This window comes from Cohnella rhizosphaerae (genome assembly GCF_029525575.1).
In the GTDB taxonomy this organism is placed as follows: domain Bacteria; phylum Bacillota; class Bacilli; order Paenibacillales; family Paenibacillaceae; genus Cohnella; species Cohnella rhizosphaerae.
The window spans coordinates 568481-590184 of record NZ_JAPDIA010000007.1 but is presented as its reverse complement, the minus strand read 5'-3'; the positions used below and the strand labels follow the sequence as shown (position 1 = coordinate 590184).

Annotated in this window: 18 protein-coding genes and 2 pseudogenes; 4 read left to right on the top strand and 16 right to left on the bottom strand. The window is 62.0% G+C overall.

The window, feature by feature from the left end:
- The first annotated feature begins 103 nt into the window (after positions 1-103).
- Positions 104-328, top strand: coding sequence for a hypothetical protein (locus OMP40_RS20575; RefSeq protein ID WP_277534155.1), 225 nt, complete (start codon positions 104-106; stop codon positions 326-328).
- 36 nt (positions 329-364) lie between these two features.
- Here OMP40_RS20575 and OMP40_RS20570 read toward each other — a convergent pair whose 3' ends face one another.
- The 5 genes from OMP40_RS20570 to greA form a co-directional block, all read right to left on the bottom strand.
- Positions 365-1000, bottom strand: coding sequence for a hypothetical protein (locus OMP40_RS20570; RefSeq protein ID WP_277534152.1), 636 nt, complete (start codon positions 998-1000; stop codon positions 365-367).
- Between the two features lie 156 nt (positions 1001-1156).
- Positions 1157-1297, bottom strand: a complete 141-nt coding sequence (locus OMP40_RS20565) for a paeninodin family lasso peptide (RefSeq protein WP_277534148.1) — start codon at positions 1295-1297, stop codon at positions 1157-1159.
- Positions 1298-1495: 198 nt separating this feature from the next.
- A complete protein-coding gene (locus OMP40_RS20560) occupies positions 1496-2038 on the bottom strand; it encodes a GNAT family N-acetyltransferase (RefSeq protein ID WP_277534145.1) in 543 nt (180 codons plus the stop codon).
- 717 nt (positions 2039-2755) lie between these two features.
- Positions 2756-3013: a hypothetical protein gene (locus tag OMP40_RS20555; RefSeq protein ID WP_277534143.1), complete on the bottom strand. Its 258-nt coding sequence runs from the start codon at positions 3011-3013 to the stop codon at positions 2756-2758.
- 72 nt (positions 3014-3085) lie between these two features.
- A complete protein-coding gene (gene greA, locus OMP40_RS20550; protein ID WP_277534141.1) occupies positions 3086-3556 on the bottom strand; it encodes a transcription elongation factor GreA in 471 nt (156 codons plus the stop codon).
- Between the two features lie 149 nt (positions 3557-3705).
- On the opposite strand from greA, the gene OMP40_RS20545 reads away from it, so the two are divergent.
- The 3 genes from OMP40_RS20545 (at position 3706) to OMP40_RS20535 (ending at position 5811) form a co-directional block, all read left to right on the top strand.
- Entirely contained in the window at positions 3706-3852 is a 147-nt protein-coding gene (locus tag OMP40_RS20545; protein ID WP_277534139.1) for a hypothetical protein, read from the top strand.
- 152 nt (positions 3853-4004) lie between these two features.
- The gene (locus tag OMP40_RS20540; RefSeq protein WP_277534137.1) at positions 4005-4469 is read left to right on the top strand and encodes a MarR family winged helix-turn-helix transcriptional regulator; all 465 of its coding nucleotides are present in this window, start codon (positions 4005-4007) and stop codon (positions 4467-4469) included.
- Positions 4453-5811 carry an MFS transporter gene (locus OMP40_RS20535; protein WP_277534135.1) on the top strand — a complete coding sequence of 453 codons (1359 nt, stop codon included), beginning with the start codon at positions 4453-4455 and terminating at the stop codon, positions 5809-5811. Before OMP40_RS20540 ends, OMP40_RS20535 begins: the two co-directional genes overlap by 17 nt.
- A 364-nt stretch (positions 5812-6175) precedes the next feature.
- On the opposite strand, the gene OMP40_RS20530 is transcribed toward OMP40_RS20535, so the two are convergent.
- From OMP40_RS20530 to uxaC, 11 genes and pseudogenes are all read right to left on the bottom strand, one after another.
- A complete protein-coding gene (locus tag OMP40_RS20530) occupies positions 6176-7204 on the bottom strand; it encodes a glycoside hydrolase family 88/105 protein (RefSeq protein ID WP_277534134.1) in 1029 nt (342 codons plus the stop codon).
- 28 nt (positions 7205-7232) lie between these two features.
- A pseudogene (locus tag OMP40_RS20525) lies at positions 7233-8007 on the bottom strand (carbohydrate ABC transporter permease).
- Positions 8008-8131: 124 nt separating this feature from the next.
- Positions 8132-9034: a carbohydrate ABC transporter permease gene (locus OMP40_RS20520; protein WP_277534132.1), complete on the bottom strand. Its 903-nt coding sequence runs from the start codon at positions 9032-9034 to the stop codon at positions 8132-8134.
- 345 nt (positions 9035-9379) lie between these two features.
- The gene (locus tag OMP40_RS20515) at positions 9380-10387 is read right to left on the bottom strand and encodes an ABC transporter substrate-binding protein (RefSeq protein WP_338131192.1); all 1008 of its coding nucleotides are present in this window, start codon (positions 10385-10387) and stop codon (positions 9380-9382) included.
- Between the two features lie 1003 nt (positions 10388-11390).
- Positions 11391-12941: a response regulator gene (locus OMP40_RS20510; RefSeq protein WP_277534130.1), complete on the bottom strand. Its 1551-nt coding sequence runs from the start codon at positions 12939-12941 to the stop codon at positions 11391-11393.
- A 140-nt stretch (positions 12942-13081) separates the two neighbouring features.
- The gene (locus OMP40_RS20505; protein WP_277534918.1) at positions 13082-14245 is read right to left on the bottom strand and encodes a sensor histidine kinase; all 1164 of its coding nucleotides are present in this window, start codon (positions 14243-14245) and stop codon (positions 13082-13084) included.
- Positions 14136-14738 carry a hypothetical protein gene (locus tag OMP40_RS20500; RefSeq protein ID WP_277534129.1) on the bottom strand — a complete coding sequence of 201 codons (603 nt, stop codon included), beginning with the start codon at positions 14736-14738 and terminating at the stop codon, positions 14136-14138. Before OMP40_RS20500 ends, OMP40_RS20505 begins: the two co-directional genes overlap by 110 nt.
- A gap of 395 nt (positions 14739-15133) precedes the next feature.
- On the bottom strand, positions 15134-16816 hold the full coding sequence (locus OMP40_RS20495; RefSeq protein ID WP_277534127.1) for a glycoside hydrolase family 3 protein: 1683 nt from the start codon (positions 16814-16816) through the stop codon (positions 15134-15136).
- 172 nt (positions 16817-16988) lie between these two features.
- Positions 16989-18552 (bottom strand): annotated as a pseudogene (locus OMP40_RS20490) (UxaA family hydrolase).
- Positions 18553-18629: 77 nt separating this feature from the next.
- Positions 18630-20063 (bottom strand): tagaturonate reductase, encoded by a 1434-nt coding sequence (locus OMP40_RS20485; RefSeq protein ID WP_277534126.1) that lies wholly within the window; start codon positions 20061-20063, stop codon positions 18630-18632.
- A gap of 120 nt (positions 20064-20183) precedes the next feature.
- Positions 20184-21638: a glucuronate isomerase gene (uxaC, locus tag OMP40_RS20480; protein WP_277534124.1), complete on the bottom strand. Its 1455-nt coding sequence runs from the start codon at positions 21636-21638 to the stop codon at positions 20184-20186.
- Positions 21639-21704 lie beyond the last annotated feature (66 nt).

Here is a 21704-nt window from a genome sequence, read left to right as displayed (position 1 = left end):
AACAGTATACAATGCCGGACCGCAAATACAACCGCCCGCGGCGGCGTCTATTCCAGGCGGCATCCGTCAATAATGACGATTAAAAGGGAGGCTGAGCGGCGTCATGGGAGATGCGAAGAATCAGCGGCAGGAAAACGAACGGTTTTTCGAGGAAGTCAAACGCAAATATCTGGCCGACATGAAGACGCGGTTCGGCTTCACCGACCTGCAGGCGACGCAGGCCGAGAGCCTGGCGAACTGGGCGTTCGACAGCGGCTTCGGGAGCGGCGTCAGCTATGCGCGCTACGACGAAGCGATGTCGCTGCTGAGGCCCGGAAGAAGAGCTTAAGGCCGGCCCAAGCGTCTGACGGGCGACGGCGACAGATCAAACTCGCTTATTGACCGGATGACGGCCCGCGGGAAACCTGCGGCCTTCCGGCGCTCCTTGCCTGCGCTTCGCTTCGTCCAGCAGGCGCGCCACTCTGGCCTTGTCCTGCATGATCCGTTCGATGTCGAACAGGACGGGAATAAGCGCGGACGTCGGCCCCTGCATGACCGGTCCGCGCTGCTCGACGCCCAGTCCGAAGACGATCCGCAGCATGCGGTACAGCCTGCGCTCGATAAGCGCGATATAATAGCGGGGAGCGAATCGCTCCGCGTGATCGTAGAAAATCTCGAGAAACGTGCCGAACCGCCCCTGACGCTGGTAAGCTTCGGCGATGCACAGCTTGTCGATCTCCCAGATCCGGTAGGGAGATTGCCGAATCTCAGGCTCCTTCGAAAAAGGATGCTTGTACGGTCCTTCGACCGTGCTGCGCGGATTGCCCGGGCGATAGGGAATGAATTCGATCGTCCCGATCGTTCGCCGGCGGACAAAAGGCATGCGCCCGCCGCGCAACAATACGTAACGTATCCCCTCGATGGCGCAAGGGTCGTTGCCCCAGCCGTATTTGCTGCAAAAATACGCCCAGGTGCGTCGAAACGACCGGTCCTGGCGTTTGCTCCCGACAAGCGCGTACATCGCGGCTCCCCCCTTCCGTCAGCATGCCTTGAACGCGGACCCAACCGCTTCCGCTTCCCTGTTAGAATCCGCTATGCACCGATTCGAGCGAGGCGGCGCCGCGACGGCCGGGCGTATGCCCTGCGCGGACGCGGTGCCGCCCCGTTCGCCGGCCGCCTAGCTGTCCAAGTCGGGCGGGCAGTCTTCGCCGCCGCCAGGCCCGCCGGGACCGCCCGGAGGATGAACCGGCGGGAAGAACTTCATCGTCATTCTGACCTCCAGAACCTCGAGCACCGGATTCGACCAATCCTTTTTCATAGAGACAACTCCCTTCAAGCAGAATGTAGGTCTTCCTATTCAGATACAATATGTATCATCAAGGGCAAATTCAGATTAGCACCGCGCTATGAGACTGTCAATAGAAAACCGATTCTAGCGAACCGGTACTTGACGATCGCTTGCGGATGTTGGCCTGTCGATTCGACCCTCGGCATCATGCCCTCATTCCCGGCGGGATTACGTCGAGCGAACCAAATGCTCCCGGGTCAAGCTGTAAATGCGGTGATGCTCCCAAACGCCGTAGATCTTCAAATAGTACTCGGCCAGCCCCTCGTATTTAAAACCGTTTTTCTCGATGACGCGGATCGATGCCAGATTGCGCGGCATGACCGCCGCCTGGACCCGATGCAGGCCCGCCTCGCCGAACGCGAAGTCCACCGCCTGACCGAGCGCCTCCGTCATGAGGCCGCGGCCGCCTTCCGCCTCGTCCATATAGTAGCCGACCGTGCAGCTCTCCCATGCGCCGCGCACGACGTTGCTCAGATTCACGCGGCCGACCAGCTTGTCCGCGTCGCGGCGGAAGATGCCGAAGCCGTAGCCGCTTCCCCGCTCCCAATGCAGCTCGTCCTGATCGAGCAGGTCGCGCATGCCGGCCGGCGTGAAATCCCGCTCCGCGCGGATCGGCTCGAACGGCTCGAAAAACGCGCGATTGCGCCGCCGCAAATCGAGCAGCGCCGCGGCATCTCCGGCCTTCAGCCTGCGAAGATATACGTCAGTCATCGCTTGATCCGCCCTTTCTTTGATCTTGTCCCTGCGCTTGATGAAAAAAGCCGCCTGCGGCCTTTGTTTGCGCATTGCGCGCAGCGGACGGACTCAGGAGCCTTTATTTTTGTTCCGATCGCGCTTTGCAGCCCGCTCGCGGACCCAGGAGCCCCTATTGCGGGATTAGAGACTATTTTAGTCTTGATCTGGGTGAATAACGGCTCTCCAGTCCGTAATGATCACAATTGCACCGTTTTTTACGAAATAGCGTCATCTGAGTCCGGTATCTTCGCTCGACTTGCCTTCGGTTACTCCCGCAGTTTTCATTGGCATCTCACGCTTACCTTTCCGCTTAACGTCTTCGTAAGGTTAGCAAGTGAAGCCAGCGAGGGCGATTGAACGCCGCCGCTCCTGTTCGCAATATGCATGCGCAAGGGATAACCTATGAATCCCTGCAAAGGATTGGCAGGCATTTCCGCCTCGGCTCGTCCAATCGGCTGGAAAGCCTGCGTTATCCAGCTTTCCCCTTTCTCCCCTCGCGTTTCTCCCCTCGCGCGACGATGCGAGAGCGGGGCGTAAGGTGCTGTGCAGCGTTACCTGTCGGGACTGTGACGTATTTCGGGCCGAAGAGACGCTGTACAGCGTTACCTGCCGATTTTTTACTTTTTTATTATGAAATAAAAGCTTCGCCTCTCCGTAGAAAGGCGAAGCCGTTCGGGCTTCCCGCCCGCAGCATTAATCCAACGCCGCTTCGTCGGGGCCCAGCTCCCCGGTCGGCCATGTCTCCTGAAGGCCGCGCACCTCGATATCCAGGCCTTCCGGGCCATGCTCCCGCGCGGACATCCGAATGCCGTCGGGCAGCGGCTCGCCGGTGAGCAGCCTGCAGGCCATCTCCGGATCGTTCAGCGCGAGCAGCCGGAAAGCCTCGTCCTCCGCCGCTCGCTCCTTGATTTTGTTCACGTAGGCGTACGCTTGCTCCAATGACCAGCTCATCGCCGTCACTCCTCGCCAATCGGATTTCCGGTACTGTTATTATTTATCCAGAAATCCGGCTCGCATACCACCTTAGACTTTGATCTCCAGCAGCTCGTACTGGATCATGCCTACGGGCGCCTCGACGCTGACGGCAGCGCCGACGGACTTGCCCATGAGCGCCTTGCCAAGCGGGCTCTCGTAAGAAATCTTCGCGGCCATGACGTCGGCTTCGGCGGGACCTACGATCCGGTATTCGATAATCTCGTCGAATTCCTTGTCCTTGAGCACGACCGTCGAGCCGACGGATACCGAATCCGCTCCCGCGCTTTTGACGACGCGCGCCTTCTTCAGCATGCGATCGATCGTCAGGATCCGCGTCTCCATGAACGCTTGCTCTTCCTTCGCGGAGTGGTACTCGCTATTCTCCTTCAAGTCGCCGTAGCTGATCGCCGTCTTGATCCGGGCGGCCAGCTCCCTGCGCTTTACCGTCTTGAGCTCCTCCAGCTCCTGCTCCAGCTGCGCTAACCCTTCCGCGGTCAAGATGACTTCATCGGATACCATCGGTCTTCCCCCATTAATCGTTTTTTTAAAATGCGTAGCTTGATCTGATCGGCAAAAAAAAGCGGCCGGTTTTGTATGCGCGGTTACAGAAATGATCGGTACCCTTCGCCCATAATGGAGAACGAAGCCGTTCAAAGGAGAACCCCTCTATGTACCGAACCGTCAAAAAACTGCTGCTCATCGGCATCTGCGGCGCGATCGCGTTCGCCGGCACCTGGCGTCTCGTCAACGAAGCCTTCTGGGACGGCCCCGCCGACCGGCAGGTGTCTTCCTCTTCGCTCCAGGATAACCCCTGATTCGGTCGAACAACTCATTATAGCATAGCCCGATATTCGTTTCCCCGTTCAAGCGGACGTCGCCGCATCCGACGTTCGACGATCCGACCGTTGACAAACGGACCGATGTGGTTTATTTTTGTTGTACATACAAATGAATGGTGGGCTAACCGATGACGGATATCATGCCTGACGAAGGCTTTTTGCAGAGCTGTCTGTTTTTCACCGCGAACCGGCTCGGCCGGGCGATCACGCGGATCGCAGAGGAGGAGTTCGCGCCGACCGGCCTAACGCCGATGTACGGCTACGCGATCCGCATCGTCAACGGCCGGCCCGGCATCACGCAGAAGGAGCTGGCGGAAAAGCTGAGCATCGCGCCGTCCACGCTGACGCGGTTCGTCGACAAGCTCGAAGTCAAGCAGCTCGTCCGACGCAGCGTGCAGGGCAAGACGGTGATGCTCTATCCGACGCCCAAGGGGCAGTCGCTGGAAGGCGAGATCCGGCTCGCTTCGGGGCGATTGAAGGCCCGGTACAAAGCGATTCTGGGCGACGCGGCCGCCGATGCGCTGTCCGACGGCATTCTGGCGGCCGGCACCCGGCTGGAGAAAGGAGCGGCCGCCGATGCAATCGACGCCTGACAGGAAAGATGGGGAATATGGCATGACGAGCGGTCAGACGGGCGAAGATCATTTGAAAGACGCCGCTGCAAGCACAGCTTCCGGACGACGCCGGAGATTCCATTACGGCTGGACCGTGCTGGCCGTCACCTTCGTTACGCTGCTCGTGTCCGCCGGCGTGCGCTCGATGCCCAGCATTTTTATGCTGCCCTTCGAACGGGAATACGGCTGGAGCCGCAGCGGCATCTCGAGCGTCATCTCCGTTGGCATCTTGCTGTACGGCCTGACGGGGCCGTTCTCGGCGGCGCTGCTGCTGCGATTCGGCATTCGCCGCATGACCGCGGTCTCGCTCGCCGTGCTCGCCGCCGGCCTGCTGTCCACGCCGTACATGACGGCGCTGTGGCAGTTCGAGCTGCTGTGGGGCGTCGTGTCGGGGCTCGCCACCGGCATGATGGCCAACGTGCTGGGCGTTACGGTCGCGGGCCAATGGTTCGCGCATCGCCGCGGGCTCGTCGTCGGCATCCTGACGGCCAGCGCGGCGACCGGCCAGCTGCTGTTTCTGCCGGTGCTCGCCCGCATCACGGAGGAGGCCGGCTGGCGCTACGCCGTCTACGCGGCCGTCGGCGCGACGCTCGTCGCGCTCGTCGCCGTCGCGATCTGGATGCGCAACCACCCCTACGACGTAGGGTCGGCGCCTTACGGGGAGACGCGAGTCGCGAAGCCGGCGCCGTTCCGCGGCAATCTGTTCCTCGCGCCGCTCGCGGCCTTGCGGGAGGGCGCGCGCACGAAGACGTTCTGGCTGCTGAGCGGTACGTTTTTCTTCTGCGGATTCTCGACGAACGGTCTGATCGGCGCGCATCTCATCCCCGCTTGCGGCGACTTCGGCATCCCCGAGGTGACGGCCGCGGGCATGCTCGCCCTGATGGGCATGTTCGACCTCGTCGGCACGACGCTGTCCGGCTGGCTGTCCGACCGCTTCGACAGCCGCAAGCTGCTGTTCTGGTATTACGGGCTGCGCGGCCTTTCATTGCTCTTCCTGCCCTACGCCCTCGGCGCGGGCCAGCCGCAGCTCACGCTGTTCACGGTGTTTTACGGGCTCGACTGGATCGCGACCGTGCCGCCGACCGTCAAGCTGTCGCAGGACGCTTTCGGCAAAGAGCGGGCCGGCATGATCTTCGGCTGGGTCGTCGTCACCCACCAGCTCGGCGCCTCGGTGGCCGCCTATGCGGCCGGCACCGTCCGCGAGTGGCTCGGCAGCTACCAGGTGCCGTTTTTCGCGGCAGGCTTCGTCTGCCTGGTCGCGGCGCTCATGGCGCTTCGCATCGCGAAGCAGCGCGCGGCCGTGCGCGGAGCGGCGGCCTGAGGGCGCCTGCCATGGCACAACCAAAGGCCTTTGCAGCCCGCATGCCGGATTTTCCGGAAGTTGCGTGCCGCAAAGGCCTCTTACCTTGACGCGACTCGAGCGATATTCCTGCAGATATGCATCTTTTTATCGGCCAGCATCCGTGGCTGCGCCAATACCTGCATATATACAGGCTTTCCGGCGGTGAGCCGGATTTTTAAGACAATCCTGTTTAAATGCCTGCATATTTGCATTTATCTCGAGCAATTTATCGCCGCACCCGGAATTTACCTGCAGATGTGCAGCTTTTCATGCAGTCCTGACCACCGCGGCGGTTAATCCCCTCGTCAGCAGACTGTCTCCGCTCTGACATGTCAACGCCCGCCTACCACTCCTGCCGCGCCAGCAGCGACGACAGAAACACCAGCGCGAGCCCCTGGCCCCAGCCCTGAATGCGCTTCTCCGACGTGTCCTTGTAGCCCTGGACATCGCGCATGACGGCCGTGCCGGCCGATACGCCCGAGACCATGCCGTCCTCGGTGATCCGGTCCAGAATGCCGCGCACGGAACGGTTTACGTACTTGTTGTACAGACGCCCGCGCGACAGCAGCGCCGCGGCGATGCCTGCCGAGCCCGACGTCTCGAAGTACGACGTCGGATCGTCCAGCACGGTGTGCCACAGTCCTGTCTCCTCGTCCTGCAGCCGCACGAGCGCGCTCAGCTGGTCCCGCAGCGAGCCCTCGATGATCATGAACGACGCATGGTGCACGTCGACGAGCTCGAGCGCGCGCGCCATCGTCAGCGCTGCCCACGCATTTCCCCGCGCCCAGAATACGCCGGACATGTGCGAGCCGCCAACGTTGTCCCAGCCGTGGTAATACAGGTTCGTCTTCGGATCCTGCAGGCAGTTCTCGTGGCCGTGATATTGGCGGATGCCGTCCATGACGTAGTCCTGCCGGCCGAGCAAATGACCGACGCGAAGCAGGAAGTAGCCCGCCATGAACATCGTGTCCACCCAGGCCTGCTCCGGGAAGTCGTACGTATGCGAGTTGACCGTATGCTGGAAGATGCCGTCACCGAACCGCACCGCTTCGTGCGTCAGGAACTCCGCCATCTCCGTCGCCTTGTCCAAGTACAACTGCTCGCCGGTCGCTTTGTGCAGCGTCAGCAGCGAGTGCCCCACCGAAACCGCGTTGACCGTCAGCTTGGGAATGCCGTCCTCCAACTGTTCGTCGACCCACGCCTTTAACTTTTCCAGATACGCCTTGTTTCCTGTCGCCTCGTAAGCTTCGCATACGCCGTAGAAAGCGACGCCCGCCGGCCAGTCCCAGTTGAAGTCCATGCGAAACGTGCGGTCGACCACTCTATCGATGGCCGCGCGCACTTCCGACTCGTCGAATTGCAATGCCGGCATGTCCGTTGCCCCCCCTGTGCGTTAATCATTATTTGAGACCGCTGGTGCTGATGCCTTCCACGATATAGCGCTGGAAGACGAAGAAGATGAGAAAAATCGGGACGAGCGACAGCGTGGCCATCGCGAACATGCCGCCCCAGTTGTTGACCGAATCGCCGTCCAGGAACATTTTGAGCGCCAGCGAGACCGGGTACAGCTTCGGATTGTTCAGGTACAGCAGCGGGTTGATGAAGTCGTCCCATCTCCAGTAGAAGGAGAAAATCGCGGCGGTGACGATCGACGGCACGATCAGCGGCAGGACGATGCGGAAAAAGATGCCGTACTTGCTGCAGCCGTCCATCTTGGCGGCCTCGTCGAGATCGTGCGGGATCGTGCGGATGAACTGCATGATGAGGAATACGAAGAACGGTACGGCGAAAAACTGCGGCACGATGACCGGTTTGAACGAGGACAGCCAGCCGATCTTGGAGAACATGACGTACTGCGGAATCATCGTCACGTCGTGCGGCAGCATCATCGTCATCATCATGCAGGCGAACCAGAAGCCCTTGCCGGCGAACGGGATGCGCGCGAAGCCGTAAGCGACGACGGCCGACGAAGCGACCGCGCCGATCGTCGAGATCACGACGATGAAGAGCGAGTTTTTAAAAAAAGGTGGTGAACGTATTGCCCGCAAATCCGGCCCAGCCGCTGCGATAGTTCTCCCAGGCGATCCGGCTCGGGATCAGATTGTACGCCTGCGAGAAAATCTCACCGTTCGGCTTCAGGGAACTGGAGATCATCCACAAAATCGGGTAGATCATAACGAGCGCGAGGAGACCGACGATCAGGTGGAATACGATCGGCTTCCAGCGTTTGGCCGGATTTGCCTTAAGTCTCGTTTGCGAGGGATTAGTCGTCAGCATTGCTTTTGCCGGCATCGCCATCTCAGCTCTCTCCCTTCGACTCGTAGTGGACCCAGTACTTGGACGTCTGGAACAGAATCAGCGCGATGATGCCGACCGTCAGCAGCATGACCCAGGCCATGGCCGAAGCGTAACCCATTTGGGTAAATTGAAAAGCGCGTTTGTACAGGTACAGCGAGTAGAGCAGGGTACTGTCGAGCGGGCCGCCTTCGCCGCGGGAGATGACGTAAGCCGGGGTGAAGGTCATGAACGCCGAGATCGTTTGCATGATCAGGTTGAACAGGATGATCGGGCTCAGCATCGGCAGCGTAATCTTGAAGAAGCGGCGCACGGCGCCTGCGCCGTCCACGTTCGCGGCCTCGTGCAGCGAAGCGGGGATGCTCTTGAGGCCGGCCAGGAAGATGAGCATCGAGGAGCCGAACTGCCAGACCGAGAGGGCGACCAGCGTCCAGATGGCGGTGCCCGGAGAGCCGATCCAGGACGTCGTCGCATGGGCGCCGAACAGGTTCAGGAAGGAGTTGAGCAGCCCTTTGTCGCCGAACACCTGCGTCCACATGATCGATACGGCGACGCTGCCGCCGATGAGCGAGGGCAGGTAATAGGCGGAGCGGTACAGGCCGATGCCGCCGATCGCCTTGTTCAGCAGCATCGCCACCGCCAGCGCGAACGCCAGCCGCAGCGGCACGCTCGCGACCACGTACGTGAAGGTGACCTGCACGGACTTCCAATATTGGTCGTCGCCGGTGAACATCGTCTTATAGTTGTCGAATCCCACCCAGTTCGGCGCTTCGAACAGGTTGTAGTCGGTGAACGAATAATACAGCGATGCCAGCATCGGGAACATCGTGAAGATCAGGAAGCCGATAATAAAAGGCGCGGTGAACAAGTATCCGACCAAATGGTTGTTTTCACGGAACTTCGTCATCTCGATCACTCCAATCTTGGTCGCGCACGCGAATGTAAGCGTATACCTTATCCTCTTATTATAAATTTCGGGGCCAAAACCAGAAGGCAAAAAACCGTTGTCTTTGTTCAAAAAACAGGCGTTCGGAGGGGAACGAGGGCGCCGGAAGCTGGATTGTCCGCAAACTGTCGATCTGCGTGCATACTTCGGCTGTCGGCGGTCGGTTCATCCGCGAACTGTTGATCTACGTGCATACTTCGGACGATTCGACCGCCACGCATGAACGCGTTGCATAAAAATCGGCCCGGCGCATACTTCTCGCGCGCGGGCCGACTGCTTACCGCCCGATGACCGGGCGTTATTACGTTACTTGTTTTTCGCCAGGATGGCGTTGGCCTTCTCGCGGAACTCCGCGGCGCCTTTTTCGACCGTCACTTGCTTGTACAAAATCTTCTCGACCTCGGCCTTGAGAAGCGCGTCGACCTCCACGGCGCCGACGGGGTTCGGCGGATTCATCTCGCTGCTGTTCTTCTCCGCCCAGGCGACGTAGTCGAATACTTTGGTCTGCTCCGGCGTCAGATTCGGACGGATCGCTTCCTGCACCTTGGACGACACCGGCACGCCGCGTTCGCCGAGGATGACCTTGTTCGCTTCGACGTCGTTGATAAAGTAGTTGATGAAGTCGATGGCCGCGTCCTTCACCTTGGAGGAGTTGGCTACCGTGAAGTACATGCTGGGCTTCAGGAAAAGCGCCTTGTTCGTATCCCAGCCCGGAATCGGCAGCAGGTCGAGATCCCGCTTCGCCGCGGCGGAAAGGCCGATGAACTGGTTGGACCATTGGTTTGACGACAACGCCGTGCCAAGCGCCACGAGATCCTCCTCGGGCGTGCCCTTGCTCTGCGACAGCTTGTCGAGCGACAGCGTGTAGCCTTTGTCGTACCATTCCTGATATTTTTTGTAGTAGTCGATAAAGAGCTGGTCGTCGTCATAGCCGAGCTTCGTGCCGTCCGCAGCGTACATCAGCTTGCCTTGGCCGCGCAAATAAAACGGGAAGAAGACGTCGTGGCGCAGGTCGCTGAACAGCAGCTTGCCCTGCGCTTTGGCCTTGTCGCCCAGCGCGGCGAACTCATCCCAAGTCCAGCCCTTGTCCGCCGCCGGCTCCTCGATGCCGAGCGACTTCAGCATCGCCGGATCGACCATCATCGTGAGCGCGTTGGAACCCGCGTTCATCGCGTACAGCTTGCCGTCGATCTTGCCTCCTGCGAGCGTCGTCTCGGCCACGGCGCTCACGTCGAGCTTGCCGCTCTCGGTGTAAGACGTCAGATCGGCCAGTTGGTTGCGACCCGCGTACTGATTGAGGTAGGAGATATCCATCTGGATGACGTCGGGCAGTTGATTGGCTTGCCGCTTGCGGGGCGAGCTTCTTCCAATAATCGTCGAACGCCGCGTACTCCGGCTCGATCGTCACGTTCGGATGCAGCTTTTCGTACATGTCGATCACCTTGAGCGTGTAGTCGTGGCGCGATTGTCCGCCCCACCAGGCTACGCGCACCGTGACCGGCTTGTCGCCGCTCTTGGCCGTCGCGCTCGCGCTGCTTCCGGTGCTGCCGGATGCGGCGGCGTTGGCGTTGCCCGCGTTGCCTTCGTTGTTCCCGGAGCCGCAGGCGGCAAGGCCGATCATCAAGCTCGCGGCCACCAGCGTCGTCGTTAATTTTTTCATATTTCGTTCCTCCCCCAGGATCGATGAAGTCCGTCATTGATAGTGCTTACATTTACTATTATTGCGTTTATGCGGGAGGATTTTAACTCAAAAAAACAGAGGTGTTTGTATAAAAAACAGAGTTTCGGAAAGCGCTTTAACGACGCGGCTCGCGGGCACTGCCATGCACAATTTTTGTGCATGATCGCGATGCCGGCCATCTCCACGCCACCGCGAGGCTCCATCATGCACATTTCTTGTGCATGATCTTATTGCCGGCCACTTCCGCGTCACCGTGGGGCTCAATCATGCACAATTTTTGTGCATGATCGCGATGCCGGCTACCTCCGCGTCACCGCGCGGCTCAATCATGCACAATTTTTGTGCATGATCTTATTGCCGGCCACTTCCGCGTCACCGTGGGACTCAATCATGCACAATTTTTGTGCATGATCGCGATGCCGGCTACCTCCGCGCCACCGCGCGGCTCAATCATGCACAATTTTTGTGCATGATCGCGATGCCGGCTACCTCCGCATCACCGCGAGGCGTAATCATGCACATTTCTTGTGCATGATTACCCCCGCTGGCAGCCTTCGTCGCGAATCGTGCGCTCAACCATACACAATCCATGTGCATGTGACCACCGCAGCGGACGACTAGCCCAAGCATGCCTCCTCACCCAAGGCTCCTGATATATTCCGAAGGCGTGCAGCCCGCGTATTTTTTGAAAATCTGGCTAAAATACTGCGGATTGTCCCCGAAGCCCAGCCGCTCGGCGAGCTCGAAGATTTTCACGTCGGGCTCGGCCGCGATGTCGGCCATCGCCTGCTTGATCCGCGACTGGGTGACGAAGGCGGAAAACTTCTCTCCCGTTTCCTTTTTGAAAAGCTTGCCCAGATAGTCTGCGTTCATGTACAGCATCTCTTGCGCCACCCGGTTCAGCGACAGCTCCGGATTGCCGAGCTGCGCCTCGACGATCGCGATCACCTTGCGCACGATGGCGCCGTGCTTGTTCACGTTCTGCTCGTAATTCCACCTCGCGATCTCCTTGGCCGCCTCTTCCAGGAAGCTCTGAATCGCATGGAGCGTCGTCAGCTCGACCAGCGCGGGGATCCGCCTATAGTAGTCGCCCATCCGACCCGGCTCGCACAGCCGGATCAGCGCGACGAACTGCTGGAGCACGTACGACTTGGCGACGCCGATATCGAGATGGGCTTCCTTCAAGCCGCCGATAAATTCGTCCAGCGCGGCCTCCGCTTCCTCGAGATGGCCCGATCGCACGGCCATGCACAGCCGCTCTTCGTCGAACGCGAACGAGTCGTCCCGGCTCGGCAGCAGCGTATCCCTCCGGGTGATCAGGCTGCCTTCCTCGACGTAGAAGCCATACTGCAGGCAGGACAGCGTCTCCTTGTAAAGGCCGCGCGCGTTGGTGATATGATCCGGCTCGCTCAGCGCGACCGTCGCCTTCAGCTTGTAGTAGTCTTGGAAAATGTCGCGAATGCGCTCCAGCTTGCGCTGGAGCCCCTCGCTTTCGCCGTCTTCGTCCTCCCGGATGACCAGCAGCACGTGATCGCCGATCGTCGTGCTGAGCAGCGGCTGCGCGAGCACGTCGTCCGCGATGTTGCGGATCGCGAACAGATGCTCGAACTCGAACGGCGCCTGCAGCTGGAACAGGATCAGCCGCACCCGGTAATCGTAGTCGAGCTTGAACAGCTGCCTGTACCGCTCCCAATCCCGAATGCCGAACGTCTTGTTGGTCACGAATTCCTTCAGGAACTGCTCCTTGACATGCGGCATGACGGCGTCCATCTCCGTCTTCATCTGCTGCAAAAAGGCCTCGCGCCGTTCCTCTTGTCCAAGCTCCGCGATCAGCTCGGCGAGCGCGCCGACGATCTTGTGCTCGTTGGTCGGCTTGAGCAGGTAATGCTTGACGCCAAACTGCATCGCGCGGCTCGCGTATTCGAATTCGCCGAAGCCGGACAGCACGACGAACCGGATGCGCGGATAGGCTTCGCTCGCCTTCTCCACCAGCTGCAGGCCGTCCATGACCGGCATCTTGACGTCCGTGATGACGATATCCGGCGCGAGCTCCGCGATGCGCTCGAGCGCCTCCGCGCCGTTGCGCGCCGTGCCCGCGAGCGCTGTCCCCGCCGACGCCCAGTCGACGATGCGGGAGATGCCGTCCAGTATGAGCCGTTCGTCGTCTACCAGCAAAACCTTGTACATGGCCCTTCCTCCTTCGTTCGGTTCGGCTTCAAGTCCGCGCGTCTTCGGCGGGCAGGGCCAGCGTCACGCGAGTGCCTCGCCCCGGCTCGCTCTCCACGCGGACGCCGTAGGCTTCTCCGAACGCGATCTTGATGCGCTCGTCAATGTTGAGCAGGCCGATGCCTCTGCCCTGGCCGCGGGCTTCCCCCGCTGCGGAGCCGCTCCAGCATGCGGGGATCCATCCCCGGCCCCGAATCCTCGACGGTGAGCAGGAGCAGTCCTTCCGCGGACGATTCCCTGGCGCGGATGACGATCCTGCAAGGCGACATCGAAGGCTCCACCGCGTAGTTGACGGCGTTCTCGAGAAGCGGCTGCAGCGTCAGCTTCGGAATCGTGCGGCCCAGGAGCGCCTCCGGAATGTCAGTCTCGAATTCCAGGCGTTCCTCGAACCGGTACTTTTGGATCGTGACATAACTTTCCACCAGCCCCAGCTCCTCGCGCAGCGGGATGAGCGGATCGCCGAGCGAGATCGAGTTGCGCAGCAGGAAGCCGAGCGCCTCGACCATCTGCGAGATCTGCGGCTGACGGTTGATTTTCGCCATCCAATTGATCGATTCGAGCGTATTGTAGAGAAAATGCGGATTGATCTGCGCCTGAAGCGCCTTGAATTCGGTCTCCTTCACCAGCAGCCGGCTCTTGAAATTTTCGGTGATCAGCGCGTTGATGCGCTCGATCATGATGCGGAACGAACGATGCAGCAGCCCGACCTCGTCGCGCGGCACGCTGGCCGTATCCATCGACAGCAGGCTCGCTTCCTCGAAGTTGCCCCGTTCGGCGAGCCGCATGCGGGCGATCAGATCGTCGATCGGTCTGGTCATGCTGCGCGAGAATCGATAGCCCCACGCGATCACGACGACGAGAAGACCGACGAACACGAACACGACGAGCTCCTTGATGAAGATGATGCGCTCGAATATGCGATTGAACGGCGTCAGATTGAAGTACATCCAGCCGGAATTGCCCGATTCGATATGGGACACGAAATACCGCTCGCCGCCGTAGCTTCCTACGAAATATCCGCTTCCGCCGCGGCTGTCCTTTTCGTCCAGGCCGACGTCGGCAAACGCGGGATGAACGGGAAATACGACATCTGAGCCGGAACGAATGAGCAGCTCGCCCTCGGCAGGCGCATTCTCCCGCACGATCCGCTCGATATTAATGCGGATGACGAGCATGCCGAGCCGTTTGAGACTGAAGTCGGTGCCCTCGTACGAACGCACCTTCCTCGCCGTGACGAGCGCGCTGTCGCGCTCGTCCGGATACATCAGCACCTGCTCCCCCCTCGGCCCGGTCGGACCGGCTTAACAGATCCTCGACTTTGGCGTCGCTCAGCGCTTTGACGTTGCCTGCGGCATTCTCGTGACCGAGCGCGTCGTACAGCTGAATCGAGAGCAGGTACGGCTCCGTGCCGGTATAATTGAGCAGCCGGTCGACGAGATCGCGGCGCAGCAGCAGCCGGTCGTAATCGCCGGCCTCGGAGTTCGCGATCTTTTTCAGCAGCGACTGGACCTGCCCGTCCGCCGTCACGTTGTAGGAAATTTGCCGGATACGCTTCAGCTCCGCTTCGATGGCGGAGGAGGACAGATTAAGCACCTGCGACGATTTGGTATAAATCTGGCTGTCGTAGATCGAAAACGCATACTGCTGCACGAGCAGCGTCGCGGAGAAGGAAAGCGCCACGATGAGCGCGATCAGCAGGGACAGCTTGTTGCGTATCCGCATGTTGCGGTAAAAATCGAATCCGAACCGTTTGCGCATCGGGATACGCTCCTTCGCGGGACCGACTCATAAGGGGGGGCTCGCTCGCGATAATAAGAGCATGTCCCGTATCGGCCGTCAGCCTCCATTTTACTACATCCCGCGGCATCTTCGCCCCGCTGCGAATCCGGGGGAAACGTTCAAAATTCAGAGAAAATCCGCCGGCGATGGCGGCATGCGCGAGGATCGGCGTCATTCGCGCAAGGAGGTCGAATGCGAGTCGGACCGAATGTGTTTCTATGCGGGAGCTCCCGGGAGCGCTGGGCGCAACGCAGGCAGAATGTGTTTCTATGCGGGAACTCTTGGGAGAACTGGGCGCTGGGCTATCGAGCGGCATGCAAAAACGGGACGAAGCAGGAAAACGAACCCGCTTCATCCCGTCTTGCTAGGTAAACTTAAAGGTTGCCGACCGGCGCGACGCCGGCGAACGGAATCTCGCCGAACAGCGCGCGCACGAACGCTTCGTGGGACGCCGGCACGTTGCTGTAGGCATTGACGGCGACCGGAGCCATATCGAAATAGTCGGCGATGAGGTACGGCGAGCCGAATGAAGCCACGACCGTCTTATCTCTGCCCGCCGTCAGCGCGCTCCAGCAGGCGGAGGCTTCGTCTGCGCTGAAGGCGAGCGGGCCCATCGGATGGTGATGGCGCAGAATCGGCGCATAGACGATCAGGTCGACCCCGGGCTCCCGTTCGATCAGATCCTCGTACCAGACGTTGCGAATGAGCGTCGTCTCGATACCGCGACGTTCGAACGCTTCCTTGAGCGTGACCAGGTCGTCGTAGTCCGCCGTCGACGGGCTGATGCCGACGATGAGCGCCTTGCGAACCGCGCCCGGCGCCAGCGGCAGCAGGCCTTCCTCGTCGCGGACGAGCGTCAGGCCGCCTTCGGCCACGCTTTGCGCCGTGCGCGCCGCGAAGGCGGCGATATCCGCCTGTCCCGCAGGGGCCTTCACCTCATAGACGTGCCCGCCGCTAGCCGCGGACGCAGGCGCTTCGTCTCCGGCCGCCAGCACGCCGAAGCGACGCTTCATTCGCAGCACGCGCTCGACCGCATCGTCCAGCCGCTCCATCGTCAGCCCGCCCGTCTCGAGCGCCCTTTCGGCCGCCTCGAAGTACGTCAGCTCCGGCCAGAGCAGCATGTCCGTCCCGGCGTTCAGCGTGTGCAGATAGGCCTCGTTGCGCTCGTACCATTTCAGATAGCCGCCCATGATCAGCGCGTCGCTCACGATGACGCCCTTGAAGCCCATCTGCCGCTTCAGCAAGCCGTCGCTCAGCTCCGCCGACAACGTCGCGGGCAGGTAGCGGCCGCCGAGCGCCGTACGCGACTGGAAGGCGGGCAGCGAGATATGTCCCGTCATGATGGACGCGAGCCCTTCGTCGACGAGCGCCTGGAACACCGCCCCGTGCTGCGCGAGCCATTCCTCCCGGGACAGCGCGTTGACCGTCGTCGTCATATGTTGATCGCGATAGTCGACGCCGTCGCCGGGAAAATGCTTGGCCGCAGCCGCCAGCCCGTGATCCTGCATGCCCCGCACGACCGCCTTCAGCAGCGGAATCGCCCAAGAAGGCTTGTCGGAGATCGCCCGGATCGCCGTGATCGGGTTAAAGCGGTTGACGTTCAGGTCCGCGACCGGCGAAAAGGTCCAGTTCACGCCCGCGAGGCCCGCCTCGAGCGCCGTCGCCTTACCGTAGTCGTACGCGAGCTGCTCGCTGCGCGTTGCGCCCAGCGCCATCGGGAACGGCAGCTTCGTGAGGCCGGGAATCATGCTGCCGCAGCCATTCTCCAAATCCGATGCGAAAATGAGCGGGATTCGCGTCGCAGACCGGTACTGCTCGGTCGCTTCCTTCACCTGCTCGAAGCCGTCGCTCGTCATGACGTCCTTGATGATCTCCGCGCCGACGAAGAAGCCGCCGACCGGGTAGCGGTCCAAAAAGGCTTCCAGACTGCCGTGCTTTTCGATCTCCCGGGACCGACTGGACAGCAGGACGACCGTCTGGCCGATTTTCTCCCGAACGGACAAGTCCGCGAGCCGGACGTCGCGAAGCGCCGTATCGTTATTCGTATTCGCATGCATGTTGTTATCCCCTTCCAAGCCAGCAGGCCGGTCGCGCCGGCCGTCTGCGTTTTACTGCGTTCATCGCCAGTATGGTGTCTAGGGAGGGGCGTGCCTACTGTAAAATATCCATTTTGTTGCCTTGCGGACTGTCCATATTTAACTTTACTGTACGGAGGCGGACAGGGCCGTCCTACAGAATGACTCCGTCCTTGAAAATGGCGATCTCGCGGAAGCCGTTCCGCTCGTTGTTCGTCTGCTTCTCTCCCGAAGCCAGGTCGACGATCTGCGCGAGCAATTCGTCCCGCAGGGCATCCATGCTCATGCCTTCGATCAGACGGCCCGCGTTGAAGTCGATCCAGTTTTTCTTGCGATCCGCGAGCTGGGAGTTGGTGGCGATCTTCACGGTCGGCACCGGCCCGCCGAACGGCGTGCCGCGCCCGGTCGTGAACAGCACGACGTGCGCGCCGGCGGCGGACAGGGCGGTGACCGAGACGAGATCGTTGCCCGGCGCCTGCACGAGGTTCAGCCCCGGCTTGCGCGAAGGCTCGCCGTACGCCAGCACGTCGGTGACCGTCGCGTGGCCGCCCTTTTGCGTGCACCCGAGCGACTTCTCCTCGAGCGTCGTGATGCCCCCGTCCTTGTTGCCCGGGGACGGATTCTCGTAGATCTCCTGGCCGTGACGGATGAAGTAGTCCTTGAAGTCGTTGACCAGCTTCACGATGTCCCCCGAATACGGCCTCGTCGGCCGCGCGCTCCATGAGGATCGTCTCCGCGCCGAACATCTCCGGCACCTCGGTCAGCAGCGCCGTGCCGCCGACCGACGTGATGGCGTCGGCGACGCGGCCGACGAGCGGGTTCGCGGTGATGCCGGAGAAGCCGTCGGAGCCGCCGCATTTAAGCCCGATCCGCAGCTTCGACAGCGGCACGTCCGTCCGGACGAAGCGCTCCGCGTAATCGACCAGCTCGCCGATGAGCGACAGCCCTTCCTCGAGCTCGTCTTCGACCTCCTGGGACTTCATGAACTTCACGCGCTCGGGGCTGTAATCGCCGATGACCTTCTTGAACGCGTCGACCTGGTTGTTCTCGCAGCCGAGGCCGATGACGAGCACGCCGGCCGCGTTGCCGTGCCGCACGAGCGCGGCCAGCAGCTTCTGCGTCGCGGTCAGGTCGTCGCCGAGCTGGGAGCAGCCGTACGGATGCGGAAAGTGGAACACGCCGTCGATGCCGCGCCCCTCGAACTGCCGCGTCGCCAGGCGCGCGAGCGTCTCGCACGTCTTGTTGATGCAGCCGACGGTGTTCACGATCCAGATCTCGTTGCGGATGCCGACCTCGCCGTCATCGCGTACGTAGCCCTTAAAGGTCGACTGTCCGCCGGGAAACGACGCCGTCGATGCCGCCTCCGCGCCCGATTCGGCGGATTGCGGCTTGTACGCGTAGTCGAGCACCGCGCCGAGGCCGGTCTTGAGGTTATGCGTATGCACCCAGTCGCCGACCGCGATGTCTTCCTTCGCGATGCCGATCGAATAGCCGAACTTGTTCACGTGCTGGCCGGCCGCGACCGGCCGGATTAGCAGCTTGTGTCCGCGCGGCACGTCCCGCAGCGCTGTTGCCGCGCCTTCGCCGTCCGCGCCGTCCGACCAGTCCACGGTCTCGCCGGCGCGGATGTCGCGCAGCGCGATGGCCACCTGGTCGCGCGGATTCAGCACGACGGTGTCGCTCGCAGCGGCAGCCGCAACCGCCGTGCCGGCTGCCATGGCGCCGTCGACAACCGATCCGGCTGCCGCCGCGGCATCCATTCCGGCCGTCGTCGGCTGCCCCTTATCCCTTTCGCTCATGATCCGCTCGCCTCCATTTTCGTCAGCGCGCCGGTCAATGCCGCGCGCAGCCCTTCGATTTCGCCCAGATTCCGTCCCCACCAGTCGGTGCGTCCGAGGATATCCGCGACGAGCTCTTCCAGCGTCAGCTCTCCAAGCGCCAGCCGCGCCCAAAGTGCGGCCAGCTCCGTCAACGCGGACGCATCGTCCCGCAGCGCGACCGGACTGCCGTCCAGCCGGCTGCCCGCGAACCCGCCGTCCCCCGTCTCCCGCGCGCGGTACAGCCGCAGCAGCGAGGCGAACGCCTCCACGATGCGCGGCGGCAGCTCGCCGGTTCGCTCCGCATAAGCTTCAAGCGTCGGCAGCAGCCGCACTTTGAACTTGGACAGGCTGTTCAAGGCGATGTCGGCCAGCTTGTGGCGGACGTGCGGGTTCGCGAAGCGCTCCAGCACCTCGTCCGCATATCGGCGCATCTCGCCCTCCGGCAGCGGCACCGACGGCACGATCTCGTTCATGATCGCGTCGCGGATCAGCTCGCCGTAGACGGGGTGGCCCACCGCCTCGCCGACCGTCTCCAGCCCGTTCAGCAGACCGACGCTCGCCATCAGCGTGTGCGCGCCGTTCAGGATTCGAACCTTGCGCAGCTGGTACGGCCGCAGATCGTCCGTCCACAGGACGTTCAGCCCCGCTCGCGCCAGCGGCAGCCGCGCGTCCAGCGCGGCCTCACCCTCGATCGCCCACAGATGATACGGCTCCGCCGCATTCAGCAGCCTGTCTTCGGCGCCCTTCGCCCTGAAGACGCGCTCGGCCTCCTCGCCCGGATAACCGGTCACGATCCGGTCGACGAGATTGTTGAGGAAGCGGTTGTGCTCGCGGATCCACGCCTTGAACGCCTCGGGCAGTCCCCAGTCCTCCGCGTGCCGCAGCACGATGTCCCGCAGCTTGCCGCCGTTGTTTTCCACCAGCTCGCAAGGCAGCAGCAGCAGTCCCTTAGAGGGGTCGCCTCCGAACGTCTCGAAACGTCGGTGCAGCAGCGCCGTCAGCTTGCCCGGATACGACAGGATCGGCCGATCCGGCTGCCATTCGGACGCCTGGTAGACCAGGCCCGCCTCCGTCGTGTTCGAAATGACGACTTCAAGCGCCGGCTCCTCCCCGAGCGCCAGGAAGCGATCCCACTCCACGTACGGGTCGACCGTCAGCGCGAACGCCGTCACCAGGTCCAGCTCGTCGACCGGACGGCCGTCCCGCAGACCGCGAATCCATTGATAATACAGGCCGTCCTGCTCCCGCAGCTCGGCCAGCTTCGCCGCGCCCGAAGGACGGGGCTGGCAGACGGCCACGCCGCCTTCGAACAGCCCCTGCCGGTTGCAGCGGTCGATCATCCAGTCGGCGAAGCCCCGCAGGAAATTGCCTTCGCCGATTTGCAGCACCTTGACCGGGTAGGCCTTCATCCGGTCGTAGCGCGCCGCCGCTTCTCCGTCGATCGCCGCCCGGCTTCAGACGCGGCAGCCTCCCGCTGCCCGCGGCCGTGTCCGCCGCCACGCGAGCGCGCTCCGCGCCTGCGCCCCCGCTCATACGCCGCCCGCCGTCCGCGCGATCTCGATCCGCGCGGAATCGGCGCCGAAGCGGAAGTACGCTTCCGCGTTGCGGTAGCAGACGCCCTCGACGATCTCGCCGAGCAGCGCCCGATCGGCCGGCACGAGGCCCGACTCGACCCATTCGCCGAGCAGATTGCACAGAATGCGGCGGAAATACTCGTGCCGCGGATACGACAGGAAGCTTCGGGAGTCGGTCAGCATGCCGACGAAGCGGCTCAGGAGCCCCATGTTCGCGAGCGACTTCATCTGCGCGAGCATGCCGTCGATCGTATCGTTGAACCACCAGGCGGAGCCGAGCTGGATTTTGCCGGGAATGCCGTCGCCCTGGAAGCTGCCGATGATCGAGGCCAGCACGTCGTTGTCGCCGGCGTTCAGCGAATAGAGGATCGTGCGCGGCAGACCGCCCTGCTTCTCGATCCCGTCGAGCAGCTTGACGAGCGGACCCGCCAGCGCGCCCGCGTTGATCGAGTCGAAGCCGGTATCCGGGCCAAGGCGCTCGAACATCGCCGTATTGTTGTTGCGGTGCGCATGGATGTGCAGCTGCATCGTCCACCCGCGTTCGGCGTACTGACGGCCCAGGAACAGCAGCGTGAACGTCTTGTACTGCGCCTCCTCCAGCTCCGACACCGTCTCGCCGCGCAGCGCCTTCGCATAGATCGCCGCCGCCTGCTCCTGCGTCGCGTCGGCATGCATGACGGTATCGATCGCATGGTCGGACAGCAGGCAGCCGGTATCGTGGAAAAACTGCACGCGCTCGCCCAGCGCCGCAAGGAGCAGGCCGTAATCGGACAGCTCGTAGCCGCAAGCCTCGCGAAGGCGCGCCAGCCACGGGAGGAACGTCGCCCGGTTGATCTCCAGCGCCTTGTCCGGGCGGAACGACGGGCGCACCTGGAAGCCGTGGCGGTCCTCTTCGATCAGCTTGCGATGGTATTCGAGCGTGTCAGCCGGATCGTCGGTCGTGCAGACGACGCGGACGTTCGAGCCGCGCACGAGCTCCTGCGGCGTGAACCCGCCGCCCTGGATTTTGGCGTTCGCCTTTTCCCAGATGACCGGCGCGTTCTTCTCGTTGATCAGCTCGTCGATGCCGAACAGCCGCCGCAGCTCCAGATGCGACCAGTGGTAGAGCGGGTTGCCGATCGTCATCGGCACCGTCTTCGCGTAGGCCAGGAAGCGGTCGTAGTCGGAGACGCCTTCGCCGCCGGTGACGTACGGCTCCGGCATGCCGTTGGCGCGCATCGCCCGCCACTTGTAATGGTCCCCGTACAGCCATACCTCGGTCAGGTTCGCGAACGGTTTATTGTCGTAGATCGCCTTCGGATCGAGATGGCAATGGTAGTCGATGATCGGCATCGGCGCGGCGAACTGCTCGTAAAGCATCGCGGCCGTGTCGTTATTCAGCAGGAAGCGGTCGTCCATGAACGCTCTCACAGGTTAATCAACCTCCACTTATTAAAGTGCAATCGCTTTCCATCATGAGAATATCGCAAAAAAGGT

Excerpts from the sequence above, each read along its gene's own strand:
- OMP40_RS20575 (WP_277534155.1), top strand. The coding sequence starts at position 104 with ATGGGAGATGCGAAGAATCAGCGGCAGGAAAACGAACGGTTTTTCGAG.
- OMP40_RS20570 (WP_277534152.1), bottom strand. The coding sequence starts at position 1,000 with ATGTACGCGCTTGTCGGGAGCAAACGCCAGGACCGGTCGTTTCGACGC.
- OMP40_RS20565 (WP_277534148.1), bottom strand. The coding sequence starts at position 1,297 with ATGAAAAAGGATTGGTCGAATCCGGTGCTCGAGGTTCTGGAGGTCAGA.
- OMP40_RS20560 (WP_277534145.1), bottom strand. The coding sequence starts at position 2,038 with ATGACTGACGTATATCTTCGCAGGCTGAAGGCCGGAGATGCCGCGGCG.
- OMP40_RS20555 (WP_277534143.1), bottom strand. The coding sequence starts at position 3,013 with ATGAGCTGGTCATTGGAGCAAGCGTACGCCTACGTGAACAAAATCAAG.
- greA (WP_277534141.1), bottom strand. The coding sequence starts at position 3,556 with ATGGTATCCGATGAAGTCATCTTGACCGCGGAAGGGTTAGCGCAGCTG.
- OMP40_RS20545 (WP_277534139.1), top strand. The coding sequence starts at position 3,706 with ATGTACCGAACCGTCAAAAAACTGCTGCTCATCGGCATCTGCGGCGCG.
- OMP40_RS20540 (WP_277534137.1), top strand. The coding sequence starts at position 4,005 with ATGACGGATATCATGCCTGACGAAGGCTTTTTGCAGAGCTGTCTGTTT.
- OMP40_RS20535 (WP_277534135.1), top strand. The coding sequence starts at position 4,453 with ATGCAATCGACGCCTGACAGGAAAGATGGGGAATATGGCATGACGAGC.
- OMP40_RS20530 (WP_277534134.1), bottom strand. The coding sequence starts at position 7,204 with ATGCCGGCATTGCAATTCGACGAGTCGGAAGTGCGCGCGGCCATCGAT.
- OMP40_RS20520 (WP_277534132.1), bottom strand. The coding sequence starts at position 9,034 with ATGACGAAGTTCCGTGAAAACAACCATTTGGTCGGATACTTGTTCACC.
- OMP40_RS20515 (WP_338131192.1), bottom strand. The coding sequence starts at position 10,387 with ATGGATATCTCCTACCTCAATCAGTACGCGGGTCGCAACCAACTGGCC.
- OMP40_RS20510 (WP_277534130.1), bottom strand. The coding sequence starts at position 12,941 with ATGTACAAGGTTTTGCTGGTAGACGACGAACGGCTCATACTGGACGGC.
- OMP40_RS20505 (WP_277534918.1), bottom strand. The coding sequence starts at position 14,245 with ATGTATCCGGACGAGCGCGACAGCGCGCTCGTCACGGCGAGGAAGGTG.
- OMP40_RS20500 (WP_277534129.1), bottom strand. The coding sequence starts at position 14,738 with ATGCGCAAACGGTTCGGATTCGATTTTTACCGCAACATGCGGATACGC.
- OMP40_RS20495 (WP_277534127.1), bottom strand. The coding sequence starts at position 16,816 with ATGCATGCGAATACGAATAACGATACGGCGCTTCGCGACGTCCGGCTC.
- OMP40_RS20485 (WP_277534126.1), bottom strand. The coding sequence starts at position 20,063 with ATGAAGGCCTACCCGGTCAAGGTGCTGCAAATCGGCGAAGGCAATTTC.